Origin of the sequence: Pseudomonas mandelii (assembly GCF_006438925.1) — a bacterium.
Classification (GTDB): Bacteria; Pseudomonadota; Gammaproteobacteria; order Pseudomonadales; family Pseudomonadaceae; genus Aquipseudomonas; species Aquipseudomonas mandelii_C.
The window spans coordinates 150,171-164,113 of the sequence record NZ_RCZA01000004.1; the positions used below are offsets into that span (position 1 = coordinate 150,171).

Consider the following 13,943-nt stretch of genomic DNA (forward strand, 5'->3'; position numbering starts at 1 on the left):
GTCTGCCGCCATGGCTAACTGACTGGAGAGCATTTGTGAACCCACCGCGTGTACGACAAGGCTTGGTGCTGGGCATGAGCACGCTGGCCTTCACTGTGTGTTTCATGGTCTGGATGATGTTTGCCGTGCTCGGGGTGCCGATCAAGGACCTTCTCCAGCTCAACGAAACCCAGTTCGGCCTGCTGGCCGCGACCCCGGTGCTGACCGGCTCGCTGGTGCGGTTGCCGCTGGGCCTGCTGACCGACCGCTTTGGCGGGCGCAGCGTGTTCTTCCTGCTGATGCTGGCCTGTGTGGCGCCGCTGTACCTGATCAGTCACGCCACCGCCTACTGGCAGTTCCTGGTGCTGGGCTTGTTCGTCGGCCTGGCCGGTGGCTCGTTCTCGGTCGGGATTGCCTACGTCGCCAAATGGTTCGACAAAGAGAATCAGGGCTTCGCGATGGGCATCTTCGGCGCCGGCAACGCCGGGGCTGCGGTGACCAAGTTTCTCGCCCCGGCACTGATCGCGGCTGGCAGTTGGCAGCTGGTGCCGAAAGTCTTCAGCGCGATCCTCTTTATTACTGCGCTGTTGTTCTGGTTCCTCAGCGCTGAAAACAAGGACCACCGCAGTGCCACCGGCGCGACTTTGCGTGAGCAATTGAGCTCGCTGAAGGACCCGGCGGTGTGGCGCTACTGCCAGTACTACTCGATCGTTTTCGGTGGTTACGTCGCCCTCGCGCTGTGGATGACCAAGTACTACGTGCAGGAATACGGTTTCAGCCTGCAAAGCGCGGCGCTGCTGGCGGCCTGTTTTTCCCTGCCCGGTGGCGTGCTGCGTGCGGTCGGCGGCTGGATGTCGGATCGCTGGGGTGCCCAAAGCGTGACCTGGTGGGTGTTGTGGGTCAGCTGGATCTGCCTGTTCCTGCTCTCGTATCCCCAGACCCAACTGCAAGTGCAAACGATCGACGGCCCGGTGGATTTCCATATCGGTCTCAACCCTGCGCTGTTCACTGCGCTGCTGTTCGTCATGGGCATCGCCTTCGCGTTCGGCAAGGCCTCGGTCTTCAAATACATCGCCAACGACTACCCGAAAAACATGGGCGCGGTGTCCGGCATTGTCGGCCTCGCCGGTGGCCTGGGCGGCTTCGTGCTGCCGATCCTGTTCGGCGCCCTGGTGGACCTCACCGGCGTGCGCTCTTCCTGCTTCATGTTGATGTACGGCGTGGTCTGGGTCTCCCTCACCTGGATGTACTTCAGCGAAATACGCAAAAGCCCGGTGCTGGGTAAAGCGCCGCTGCTGACCCCGTCCCCGATTTCCAGCATTGCCCTAGGAGAAGAACATGTCCGTTCTGCAAAAGCCTGACATAGGCCCGGTCATTCATGACTGGCGCCCCGAGGACCCAGCATTCTGGGGACGTAGCGGCAAACAGACCGCCACGCGCAACTTGTGGATTTCCATTCCTGCGCTGCTGCTGGCCTTTGCGGTGTGGATGGTCTGGAGCACGGTGATCGTGCGTTTGAACGCCATCGGCTTCACCTTCACCACCGACCAGTTGTTCTGGCTGGCGGCGTTGCCGGGCCTGTCCGGGGCGACCTTGCGCGTCTTCTATTCCTTTATGGTGCCGATCTTCGGCGGCCGTCGCTGGACGGCCCTGAGCACCGCGTCCCTGTTGGTGCCCTCGATCTGGATGGGCTTCGCCGTGCAGGACCCGAGCACCTCCTACAGCGTGTTCGTGTTGATTGCCTTGCTCTGCGGTTTCGGTGGCGGCAACTTTGCCTCGAGCATGTCCAACATCAGTTTCTTCTATCCCAAGTCGCAGCAGGGCACGGCCCTTGGCCTCAACGCCGGGCTGGGTAACCTGGGCGTCTCGGTGATGCAGTTCTGTGTACCGCTGGTGATTACCTTCGGCGTGTTCGGTTTCATGGGCGGTAAGCCGCAAGCACTGCCGGATGGCGGTCAGTTGTGGTTGCAGAACGCCGGCTTCATCTGGGTACCGTTTATTGTCCTGGTGACGGTGCTGGCCTGGTTCGGCATGAATGACCTGTCCAGTGCCCGCGCTTCTTTCAGCGAGCAGGCCGTCATCTTCAAACGCAAACACAATTGGCTGATGTGCTGGTTGTACCTGGCGACCTTCGGTTCGTTCATCGGTTTCTCCGCCGCGTTTCCGTTGCTGATCAAAACGTCGTTCCCTGACGTCATTGCCTTGAAATTCGCCTTCCTCGGCCCGTTGGTGGGTGCGCTGGTACGCCCATTGGGTGGCTGGCTGGCGGACAAGCTCGGCGGCGCAAAGGTGACCTTGTGGAACTTCGTGTTGATGATCGTGATGGTCTTCTGCGTTTTGCACTTCTTGCCGCAAAACGGCTCCGGCGGCAACTTCTACGGCTTCCTCGGCATGTTCATGCTGCTGTTCATCACCACGGGCATCGGCAACGGCTCCACCTTCCGGATGATCCCGGTGATCTTCCGCACCCAACATGAAAAAGCCTCGGCCGGAAAACCACCCGCCGTGCGCGAACAAGCGCTGAAGAATGCCGGCAAAGAGTCGGCCGCGGTCCTGGGCTTCAGCTCGGCCATGGGCGCCTTCGGTGCGTTCTTCATTCCCAAATCCTTCGGCTCTTCGATGGCCCTGACCGGCGGCCCGGAGATGGCCTTCTACATGTTCGTCGTCTTTTACCTGAGCTGCATCGTGGTGACCTGGTGGTGGTACGCGCGCAAAGGCGCCGCGACACCCTGCTGAGACGACCCGAATCCAACCATTGCGTGGGCGGGGCACAGACTCCGCGACAAAGCCTGAGAGGACTACACCGTGAGTCATTTACTGGATCAATTGCGGTTTTTCAACCGTAAGCAAAACGAGTTTTCCGACGGTCATGGCGAGACCCGCAAAGAGTCTCGCGACTGGGAGAACGTTTACCGTTCACGCTGGCAGTACGACAAGATCGTGCGTTCCACCCACGGGGTGAACTGCACCGGTTCCTGCTCGTGGAAAATCTACGTCAAGAACGGCCTGATCACCTGGGAAACCCAGCAGACCGACTACCCGCGTACCCGCAACGATCTGCCCAACCATGAGCCCCGTGGCTGTCCGCGTGGTGCCAGTTACAGCTGGTACATCTACAGCGCCAACCGGCTCAAGTACCCGAAAATCCGCAAGCCATTGCTCAAGCTCTGGCGCGATGCGCGGCAAACCATGGCGCCGGTGGAAGCCTGGGCCAGCATTGTCGAGGACAAGGCCAAGGCCGACTCCTATAAAAGCAAGCGTGGCATGGGTGGCTTCATTCGTTCCAACTGGGAGGAAGTCAACGAGATCATCGCTGCCGCCAACGTCTATACGATCAAGCAATACGGCCCTGACCGCATCGTCGGCTTCTCGCCGATCCCGGCCATGTCGATGGTCAGCTACGCCGCAGGTTCGCGTTATCTGTCGCTGATCGGCGGCGCGTGCCTGAGTTTCTATGACTGGTACTGCGACTTGCCTCCGGCCTCGCCGATGGTCTGGGGCGAGCAGACCGACGTGCCGGAGTCGGCCGACTGGTACAACTCCAACTACATCATTGCCTGGGGCTCCAACGTCCCGCAGACCCGTACCCCCGACGCGCACTTCTTTACCGAAGTCCGGTACAAGGGCACCAAGACCGTCGCGATCACCCCGGATTACTCGGAAGTCGCCAAGCTCACCGACCTGTGGCTGAACCCTAAACAAGGCACCGATGCGGCGCTGGCCCAGGCGTTCAACCATGTGATCTTCAAAGAATTCCACCTGGACAAACCAAGCGCCTATTTCACCGACTACGCCAAGCGCTTCACCGATTTGCCGGTGCTGGTACTGCTCAAGCAAATGGTCGACAAGGCACCGGGTGCCGGTTACCAGCCGGACCGCTTCCTGCGCGCCAGCGACCTGACCGACAACCTCGGCCAGGAAAACAACCCGGAATGGAAAACCATCGCCCTCGATGTCAGCGGCGAACTGGTGTCCCCTCAGGGTTCCATCGGCTATCGCTGGGGCGAGAAGGGCAAGTGGAACATCCTTCCCCGTGAAGGCGGCGAAGGCCGTGAGATCGATCTGAAGCTGAGTCTGATCGGCGATGACGTGGCTGAAGTGGCGTTCCCGTATTTTGCCGGCGAGTCCCACGAGCACTTCCAGCACGTGGCCGGCGATGCCGTGCAATACCGCCGCGTGCCGGTGCATAACGTAGTGCTGGCGGACGGCAGCGTGGCCAAAGTCGCCACCGTGTTCGACCTGTCGGCCGCCAACCTGGCGATCGATCGCGGCCTCGGCGGCGATAACGTGGCCAAGGATTACGACGACGCCTCGGTGCCCGGCACCCCGGCGTGGCAGGAGCAGATCACCGGCGTCAGCCGCGAGAAAGCCATCCAGATTGCCCGTGAGTTCGCCGACAACGCCGACAAGACCAAGGGCCGCTCGATGATCATCGTCGGCGCGGCGATGAACCACTGGTACCACATGGACATGAACTACCGCGGGCTGATCAACATGCTCATGCTCTGCGGGTGTGTCGGTCAGACCGGTGGCGGTTGGGCGCACTATGTCGGTCAGGAAAAACTCCGTCCGCAATGCGGTTGGCTGCCCCTGGCGTTCGGCCTGGACTGGAACCGTCCGCCTCGCCAAATGAACGGCACCAGCTTCTTCTACGCCCACAGTTCGCAATGGCGTCACGAGAAAATGAGCATGCACGACGTGCTCTCGCCATTGGCCGATAAATCACAATTCCCCGAGCATGCCCTGGACTACAACATCCGCGCCGAACGCGCCGGCTGGTTGCCCAGCGCACCGCAACTCAACACTAACCCTTTGCACATTTGCCGCGACGCCGCGGCGGCCGGCATGGACCCGAAAGACTACGTGGTCAAGTCGCTGCAGGATGGTTCGCTGCGTTTCTCCTGTGAACAGCCGGACAGCCCGGTCAACTTCCCGCGCAACATGTTCATCTGGCGTTCCAACCTGCTGGGCTCCTCGGGCAAGGGCCACGAGTACATGCTCAAGTACCTGCTGGGCACCAAAAACGGGGTGATGAACGAAGACATCGGCCAGGTCGGCGACTGCAAACCCGAAGAAGCCGAATGGGTGGACGAGGGCGCCATCGGCAAGCTCGATCTGGTCACCACCCTGGACTTCCGCATGTCTTCGACCTGCGTCTATTCCGACATCGTGTTGCCGACCGCAACCTGGTACGAAAAAGACGACATGAACACCTCGGACATGCACCCGTTCATTCACCCATTGTCGGCCGCGATCGACCCGGCGTGGGAATCGCGTTCCGACTGGGAAATCTACAAAGGCATCGCCAAGGCTTTTTCCAGCATGTCCGAAGGGCATCTGGGCGTTGAAAAGGACCTGGTGACCATCCCGTTGATGCACGACAGCGTCGGCGAATTGGCCCAACCGTTTGGCGGCACCGACTGGAAAAGTGCCGGCGTGGCACCGGAGCCGGGCAAGAACGCGCCGAACCTGCATGTGGTGGAGCGTGACTACCCGAACATCTACAAACAGTTTTCCTCGCTGGGGCCATTGCTGGAGAAAAACGGCAACGGTGGCAAAGGCATCAACTGGAACACCGACGACGAAGTGAAATTCCTCGGTGAACTCAATCACAAAGAAGGCGACGCCGGTATCAGCCAGGGTCGGCCGAAAATCGACACGGCCATCGACGCCGCTGAAGTGATTCTGTCCCTGGCGCCGGAAACCAACGGCCAGGTGGCGGTCAAGGCCTGGGCCGCGCTGTCGGAATTCACCGGCATTGACCACAGCCACCTGGCGCTGTCCAAGGCCCACGAGGCCATCCGGTTCCGCGACATTCAGGCACAGCCGCGCAAGATCATTTCCAGCCCGACCTGGTCGGGTCTCGAAGACGATCACGTCAGCTACAACGCCGGTTACACCAACGTTCACGAAGGGATTCCATGGCGCACCATTACCGGTCGCCAGCAGTTCTACCAGGATCACCCGTGGATGCAGGCGTTCGGCGAGCAACTGATGAGTTATCGGCCGCCGGTCAACACCCGCACCATCGAAGGGGTGAAAGGCAAGCGCAGTAACGGCCACAAGGAAATCGTCCTGAACTGGATCACCCCGCACCAGAAGTGGGGCATCCACAGCACCTACAGCGACAACCTGCTGATGCTCACCCTCAGCCGTGGCGGGCCGATTGTCTGGCTCTCGGAGAACGACGCGAAAAGCGCCGGCATCGAGGACAACGACTGGATCGAGTGCTTCAACATCAACGGTGCACTGACCGCCCGTGCGGTGGTCAGCCAACGGGTCAAGGACGGCATGGTGATGATGTACCACGCCCAGGAACGGATCGTGAACGTGCCCGGTTCGGAAACCACCAAGACCCGTGGCGGCCACCACAACTCGGTCACCCGCGTTGTGCTCAAGCCGACCCACATGATCGGCGGCTATGCCCAGCAGGCCTACGGTTTCAACTATTACGGCACGGTCGGTTGCAACCGCGACGAATTCGTCGTGGTGCGCAAAATGTCCAAAGTTGACTGGCTCGATGGTTCAAGTGGCGATGACCTGCCACGTCCGCTGCCGACCGATATTGAGGAGAACTGAGATGAAGATTCGCTCACAAATCGGCATGGTTCTGAACCTGGACAAATGCATCGGTTGCCACACCTGTTCGATCACCTGCAAAAACGTCTGGACCAGCCGCGAAGGCATGGAATACGCCTGGTTCAACAACGTCGAATCGAAACCCGGGATCGGCTACCCGAAAGAATGGGAAAACCAGGACAAGTGGAAGGGCGGCTGGATCCGCAATGCCAACGGCACGATCAACCCGCGTATCGGCGGTAAATTCCGCGTGTTGGCGAACATTTTCGCCAACCCGGACCTGCCGAGCCTCGACGACTACTACGAACCGTTCGACTTCGATTACCAGCACCTGCACACCGCACCGCTGGGCGAGCATCAACCCACCGCGCGCCCGCGTTCGCTGATCTCCGGCAAGCGCATGGAGAAAATCGAGTGGGGCCCGAACTGGGAAGAAATCCTCGGCACCGAATTCGCCAAACGTCGTAAGGACAAGAACTTCGACAAGATCCAAGCGGACATTTACGGCGAGTACGAAAACACCTTCATGATGTATTTGCCGCGCCTGTGCGAGCACTGCCTCAACCCGACGTGCGCAGCGGCTTGCCCCAGCGGGGCGATCTACAAGCGTGAAGAAGACGGCATCGTCCTGATTGACCAGGAGAAATGCCGTGGCTGGCGGATGTGCATCAGCGGCTGCCCGTACAAGAAGATCTATTTCAACTGGAAGAGCGGCAAGTCCGAGAAATGCATCTTCTGCTACCCGCGTATCGAAGCCGGGATGCCGACCGTTTGCGCGGAAACCTGTGTTGGGCGCATCCGCTACCTCGGTGTGCTGCTGTATGACGCCGACCGCATCAGCGAAGTGGCGAGCACCGCCAATGAGCAGGACCTGTACGAGAAACAGCTGGAGATCTTCCTCGATCCGAACGACCCGGCGGTGATTCGTCAGGCCCTGGAAGACGGTGTACCGCAATCGGTGATCGATTCCGCCCAACGTTCGCCGGTCTACAAAATGGCCGTGGACTGGAAACTCGCACTGCCGCTGCACCCGGAATACCGCACCTTGCCGATGGTTTGGTACGTACCGCCGCTGTCGCCGATCCAGAACGCCGCCACTGCCGGCACCGTCGGTATGAACGGGGTGATCCCGGACGTCGACAGCCTGCGTATTCCACTGAAGTACCTGGCCAACCTGCTGACGGCGGGCGATGAAAAACCGGTCAAGCGTGCGCTTAAACGCTTGCTGGCGATGCGCGCCTACAAACGTTCCGAGCAAGTCGACGGGGTTCAGGACCTGCAGGTGCTGGCGGATGTCGGCCTGAGCGTGGCCCAGGTCGAGGAGATGTATCGCTACCTGGCAATCGCCAACTACGAAGACCGCTTTGTTGTACCGAGCGCCCACCGTGAAGACGCCATGAGCGACACCTTTGCCGAGCGTTCCGGGTGCGGTTTCAGTTTCGGCAGCGGTTGCAGCGGCAGCTCCGACACCAACATGTTCGGCGCCAAGAAAGCCAACCGTCGCGACATCCTGAAAACCGTCCAGTTGTGGGAGGAATGAGCATGCAAATTCTCAAAGTGATTTCGCTGCTGCTCGATTACCCGACCGAGACGCTGATTGGCGGTCGCGATGAACTGGAGCAAGCGATCATCCAGTCACGGGAAATCAGCCCGAAGCAGCGCGGTGCGTTGTTCGAGTTGCTCGAACTGATCTGCGCCAATGACCTGATGGACGGGCAGGAGCACTACGGTGCGCTGTTCGGCCGGGGGCGCTCGCTGTCGCTGCTGTTGTTCGAACATGTGCACGGTGAATCCCGTGACCGTGGCCAGGCCATGGTCGACATGATGGCGCAGTACGAAGAAGCCGGTTTTGCCATCGGCGTCAAAGAGCTGCCCGATTACATCCCGCTGTACCTGGAATTCCTGTCGACCCGCGAAGACATCGAGGCCCGCGAGGGCCTGGCGGATGTTTCGCACTTGCTGGCCTTGCTCGCGGCACGTCTGGAAGAACGCGAAAGCGCCTATGCCAGCTGCTTCCGGGCACTGCTGCAAATTGCCGGGGCCGAGCCGCATCAGGCGGTCGCCGACCTGCGGGCACAGGTGGCGGCGGAACCTCGCGACGACTCCCTCGAAGCCCTCGACAAGATCTGGGAAGAGGAGGCCGTGGACTTCCTCCAGGCCGAACAGCAGGACCGTTGCAGTTCGCTGCCAAGCTCACCGGGCAAGGCCCGGGAAGAAAGCGCGGTCCCGTTGCACTGGGTAGATTTTCAGCATGAAGGGCTGGCCGCCGTGCCAGCCAAGGAGGTAGGCAATGTCTAAATGGAATCTATTGTTGTTCGGGGTCTATCCCTACGTCGCCCTGGCCATTTGCCTGATTGGCAGTTGGGCCCGCTTTGACCTGTCGCAATACAGCTGGAAAGCTGGTTCGAGCCAGATGCTCAACCAACGCGGCATGCGCGTGGCGAGCAACTTCTTCCACATCGGTGTGTTGTTCGTGCTGGCGGGGCATTTCGTCGGCCTGCTGACCCCGGCGTCGATTTATCACCACGTGATCAGCACTGAGAACAAGCAGTTGCTGGCAATGGTCTCGGGCGGGCTCTTCGGTCTGCTGTGCCTGATCGGCCTGCTGATGCTGGTCAACCGGCGGCTCAACGATCCTCGGGTCCGTGCCACCTCCAGTCCTTCGGACATCCTGATTCTGCTGGTGCTGCTGGCGCAATTGCTGCTCGGTCTGCTGACCATCGTCGCGTCCACCGGACACATGGACGGTTCGGTGATGGTGATGCTCGCCGATTGGGCGCAGAACACCGTGCTGTTGCGTCCGGTGGAAGCCGCGGCGGCCATCGCGCCGGTCGGGCTGATCTACAAGTTGCACGTGTTTCTCGGCTTGACCCTGTTTGTGCTGTTCCCCTTCACCCGTCTCGTACACATGATCAGCGCACCGATCTGGTACCTGGGGCGTCGTTATCAAATCGTTCGTCAGAAGTACTGAGGAGACAATCATGTCAGGTGGATGTGGATGTGGTGGTGGTAACGGGGGCAGCGGTGGCTGCGGTTCTTCTAAAAAAGCCGAGGTCGTTCTCGACATCGCGCCGGTCGCACAGGCGCAGTTTGAAGCGCTGCCGGTTGAGCCCGCAGGGGCCGATGACGCCCCGGCGCAATTGATCGCCAGCAGTGAACAAGAGTGGCCGATCGTCAGCGTCAACGAGGTGTTGATCACCCCGGAGGCGATGGCCCAGGAGCTGCAATATCACCCGGCCGAAAGCCGCGAGGAGGCGGTCTTCCTGGCCGCCCGGGCACTGGTGATCCGCGAGTTGTTGCAGCAGCGCATCACCGAACTCGGCGTGTCGCTGGAGATCGGCGCCGGTGAGAACGAAGAAGAAGCGGCTACGCGCTTGCTGCTCGAACGTGAGGTGAAAGTGCCGCAGTGCGACGAGGAGTCGAGTCTGCGTTACTACGAAAACAATCGCGGACGCTTCCACAGCGCACCGTTGCTGGCAGTGCGGCACATCCTGCTCGAATGTGCACCGGACGATGTCGAGGCCCGCGAGCTTGCGCAGGGTCAGGCCGAAGTCCTGCTGCAGCAACTGGATGAATTCCCCGGCAGTTTCGCCGAGCTGGCCGTGAAATATTCGGCTTGCCCGTCGAAGGCTCAAGGCGGTTCTTTGGGACAGATCAGCAAGGGCCAGACCGTGCCCGAGCTGGAGCGTCAGCTGTTCACCCTGGCGCCAGGCCTGGCCAGCAAACCGCTGGAAAGTCGCTACGGCTGGCATGTGGTCAGTGTCGATCAGCGGATCGAAGGCATGCCGTTGCCCTATGAAGTGGTGTCGACGGCAATCCGCACGCAGTTGCAGCAAGGCGTCTGGCAGAAAGCGCTGGTGCAGTACCTGCAAACCCTGATCGGTGCAGCCGATATTCGTGGCATCCACTTGCAGGGCGCCGACTCACCGCTGGTGCAGTGAGCATTGGGCAAACCGGGAGAAGTGATGAACGCTGTGATGCAGGATGGTTTTGGGCGGCAGATCGATTATCTGCGGATGTCGGTGACGGACCGCTGTGATTTTCGCTGTGTGTATTGCATGGCGAAAAACATGACGTTCCTGCCGCGTCAGCAGGTGCTCACGCTGGAGGAATTGCAGCGTTTGGCGACGCTGTTCGTTGGCCTGGGTGTGCGCAAGATCCGGCTGACCGGTGGCGAGCCGCTGATCCGTCCGGGCATTGTCGGACTGTGCCGCAACATCGCCGCTTTACCCGGTTTGCGTGAACTGGTGATGACGAGCAACGGATCGCAGCTGGGCCGTCTGGCCCGGCCATTGGTCGACGCCGGGGTCAAGCGGATGAACATCAGCCTCGATAGCCTGGACGGGCAAAAATTTCGGGCGATCACCCGTAACGGCGATCTCGATCAGGTGCTCAACGGCATCGAAGCGGCGCGGGACGCAGGGTTCGAGCGGATCAAACTCAACTGTGTGGTGATGAAAGGACGCAACTTCGATGAAGTCCCGGCGTTGGTGCAGTACGCCATCGACCAGCGCATCGACATCAGTTTTATCGAAGAAATGCCTTTGGGCGACGTCGGTCGTTCCCGGGGCGAATCGTTCTGTTCCAGCGACGAAGTGCGCACGCTGATCGCTAGTCGGCATCGGTTGCTCGACAGTACGGAAAACAGCGGCGGACCGGCGCGCTATGTGCGTCTGGAACGCCATCCTGAGACCCGTATCGGTTTCATTTCGCCCAATAGTCACAACTTTTGTGGCAGCTGTAATCGGGTGCGGATGACTGTTGAAGGGAAGCTGTTGCTGTGTCTGGGACAGGATGATGCGCTGGATTTGCGTGGATTGCTGAGGCGGTATCCGTTGGATGATCAATCCGTGATTAACGCGGTGCAGAAGGCGTTGCGCGGTAAACCGCTGCGGCATGATTTCAGCCCCGAAGGGGAGGTGCAGATTGTGCGGTTCATGAACATGAGTGGTGGTTGATTCGGGGGCTGTGTGCTGATCCGAAATCCACCCCTCACCCTAACCCTCCCGAAACGTCGGACCGCCCCAGAGGGGCGAGGGGACTGACCGAGTTGTTCTTAGAGTTACATCGACCTGAAAGCCCGAGTCGAGCTCAGGTATAGAAGCACATGGAGATCTGCTCCCTTTCCCCCTCTCCCCACTGGGGAGAGGGCTGGGGTGAGGGGTGGATTTCAGATCCGAGTGTTTATTCTGGCCCTTTCAATAGTTTCCCTTTGCCGCCTTTGGGCGGTTTTTTTGCCGGCAAATCTTGATGTCGATCAATTGCAGATCAGCACTTTGTCCGTAGCCTTCACTGCATGTTGTGGTTTTAAGTTTGTTTAAGTCTATATGTAGTGTCTGGAGGCCAAATGCAGAGCACGCTGATCGCAGTAGGATGTAACCGCTTGCACAAACGCGATGGCAGTCAGGTCGCTTTCGATGCCGACAAAATCCGTCAGGCATTGATCGCCGCCGGCAAGGCGACGGAGGAGTACGGCGAGGTTGAGGTCGAAGGTTTGCTTCAGGCGGTATTGGCCAGGCTTGAAGGGTTGTCGAGGCTGCATGTCGAGCAAATCCAGGACCGTGTTGAGCGGGTGTTGATGGACGCCGGTTTTTTCCTCGCCATGCGCGCCTACATCGTCTACCGCGAACAGCACGGGCGCTTGCGCCGCGACCGGCGGACCATGGTCGAAGTGGCGACCTCGATGAACGAATACCTCGACCGCGAAGACTGGCGGGTCCAGGCCAACGCCAATCAGGGTTACTCCCTGGGCGGGCTGGTGTTGAACGTGTCGGGCAAGGTCACCGCCAACTACTGGCTGGAGGAGGTGTACAGCGAGGCCATCGGCCAGGCCCACCGCGAGGCGGATTTGCATGTGCACGACCTCGACATGCTCGCCGGTTACTGCGCGGGCTGGTCGCTGCGCACCCTGTTGCACGAAGGGCTCAACGGTGTGCCGGGGCGTGTCGAAGCCGGACCGCCGAAGCACTTGAGCAGTGCCCTGGGGCAGATGGTGAATTTTCTCGGCACCCTGCAAAACGAATGGGCCGGCGCCCAGGCGTTCAGCTCGTTCGACACCTACCTGGCGCCCTATGTGCGCAAGGATCAGTTGAGTTTTCAGGAGGTGCGCCAGGCGATCCAGGAGTTCATCTACAACCTCAACGTGCCTTCGCGCTGGGGCACTCAGACGCCTTTCACCAACCTGACCTTCGATTGGGTGTGCCCGCAGGATTTGCGTGAGCAGATACCCGTCATCGGTGGTGAGGAAATGCCGTTTGCCTACGGCGACCTGCAAGTCGAAATGGAGCTGCTCAATCGCGCCTACATTGAGGTGATGCAGGCCGGCGATGCGAAAGGGCGGGTGTTCACCTTTCCGATCCCGACCTACAACATCACCCACGACTTTCCATGGGACAGTGAAAACGCCGACCGCCTGTTCGAGATGACCGCGCGTTACGGCTTGCCGTATTTCCAGAACTTCCTCAATTCGGACCTGCAACCCAATCAGGTGCGCTCGATGTGCTGCCGTTTGCAGCTGGATGTCCGCGAGTTGCTCAAGCGTGGCGGCGGCTTGTTTGGCTCGGCGGAGCAGACCGGATCGCTCGGTGTCGTCACCATTAACTGCGCGCGGCTCGGCTATGTGTTCAAGGGAGATACCAGCGGTTTGCTGCAGCGCCTGGACACACTGATGGAACTGGCGATGGAAAGCCTGGAGGTCAAGCGCAAGGTGATTCAGCACCACATGGATGCCGGTTTGTACCCGTACACCAAGCGCTACCTCGGAACCCTGCGTAACCATTTTTCCACCATCGGCCTCAACGGCATGCATGAAATGCTGCGCAATTTCACCGGAGACGAGGAGGGCATGCACACCGAGCACGGCCGGCAGTTTGCCCTGAACATGCTCGATCATGTGCGTGCCACGTTACTGCGATTCCAGGAAGAAACCGGCCGCATGTACAACCTGGAAGCGACGCCGGCCGAGGGCACGACCTACCGCTTCGCCAAGGAAGACCTCAAGCGCTACCCCGACATTCTCCAGGCCGGCAGCCCGCAAGCGCCGTATTACACCAACTCCTCGCAACTGCCCGTGGGCTACACCGAAGACCCCTTCGAGGCGCTGGAACTTCAAGACGAGCTGCAATGCAAATACACCGGCGGCACCGTCTTGCACCTGTACATGGCCGAGCGGATTTCTTCCACTGAGGCTTGCAAGCAACTGGTGCGCAAAGCCCTTGGCCGCTTCCGCCTGCCATACCTGACCGTGACCCCGACGTTTTCCATCTGCCCGGTGCACGGCTACCTCGATGGCGAGCATGAGTTCTGCCCCAAGTGCGACGAGGTCCTGCTGCAAGAACAGAAGCTCGGCACCGTTCATTGATTTCGATCCCCTCAACTGCAAGGAG

At 60.2% G+C, this 13,943-nt stretch carries 9 protein-coding genes; all 9 read left to right on the forward strand.

Going from position 1 to position 13,943, the window contains the following annotated elements; all coding sequences use genetic code 11:
- Positions 1 to 35: 35 nt before the first annotated feature.
- The 9 genes from EAH74_RS10735 to EAH74_RS10775 all read left to right on the forward strand — a co-directional run bounded on the left by EAH74_RS10735 (position 36) and on the right by EAH74_RS10775 (position 13,918).
- Positions 36 to 1,340, forward strand: coding sequence for an MFS transporter (locus tag EAH74_RS10735; RefSeq protein WP_140678175.1), 1,305 nt, complete (start codon positions 36 to 38; stop codon positions 1,338 to 1,340).
- Complete coding sequence (locus tag EAH74_RS10740; protein WP_140678177.1) at positions 1,318 to 2,715, forward strand: NarK family nitrate/nitrite MFS transporter; 1,398 nt, start codon at positions 1,318 to 1,320, stop codon at positions 2,713 to 2,715. Before EAH74_RS10735 ends, EAH74_RS10740 begins: the two co-directional genes overlap by 23 nt.
- 69 nt (positions 2,716 to 2,784) lie before the next feature.
- Positions 2,785 to 6,558: a nitrate reductase subunit alpha gene (locus EAH74_RS10745; RefSeq protein ID WP_140678179.1), complete on the forward strand. Its 3,774-nt coding sequence runs from the start codon at positions 2,785 to 2,787 to the stop codon at positions 6,556 to 6,558.
- Position 6,559: 1 nt separating this feature from the next.
- A complete protein-coding gene (gene narH, locus EAH74_RS10750; RefSeq protein ID WP_140678181.1) occupies positions 6,560 to 8,098 on the forward strand; it encodes a nitrate reductase subunit beta in 1,539 nt (512 codons plus the stop codon).
- A gap of 2 nt (positions 8,099 to 8,100) precedes the next feature.
- Entirely contained in the window at positions 8,101 to 8,856 is a 756-nt protein-coding gene (narJ, locus tag EAH74_RS10755) for a nitrate reductase molybdenum cofactor assembly chaperone (protein WP_140678183.1), read from the forward strand.
- Positions 8,849 to 9,529, forward strand: a complete 681-nt coding sequence (narI, locus tag EAH74_RS10760; protein ID WP_123366638.1) for a respiratory nitrate reductase subunit gamma — start codon at positions 8,849 to 8,851, stop codon at positions 9,527 to 9,529. Before narJ ends, narI begins: the two co-directional genes overlap by 8 nt.
- 10 nt (positions 9,530 to 9,539) lie before the next feature.
- The gene (locus EAH74_RS10765; RefSeq protein WP_140678185.1) at positions 9,540 to 10,499 is read left to right on the forward strand and encodes a peptidylprolyl isomerase; all 960 of its coding nucleotides are present in this window, start codon (positions 9,540 to 9,542) and stop codon (positions 10,497 to 10,499) included.
- 24 nt (positions 10,500 to 10,523) lie between these two features.
- Positions 10,524 to 11,516 (forward strand): GTP 3',8-cyclase MoaA, encoded by a 993-nt coding sequence (gene moaA, locus EAH74_RS10770; RefSeq protein ID WP_140678186.1) that lies wholly within the window; start codon positions 10,524 to 10,526, stop codon positions 11,514 to 11,516.
- 389 nt (positions 11,517 to 11,905) lie between these two features.
- Entirely contained in the window at positions 11,906 to 13,918 is a 2,013-nt protein-coding gene (locus EAH74_RS10775; RefSeq protein ID WP_140678188.1) for a ribonucleoside triphosphate reductase, read from the forward strand.
- Positions 13,919 to 13,943: the final 25 nt, after the last annotated feature.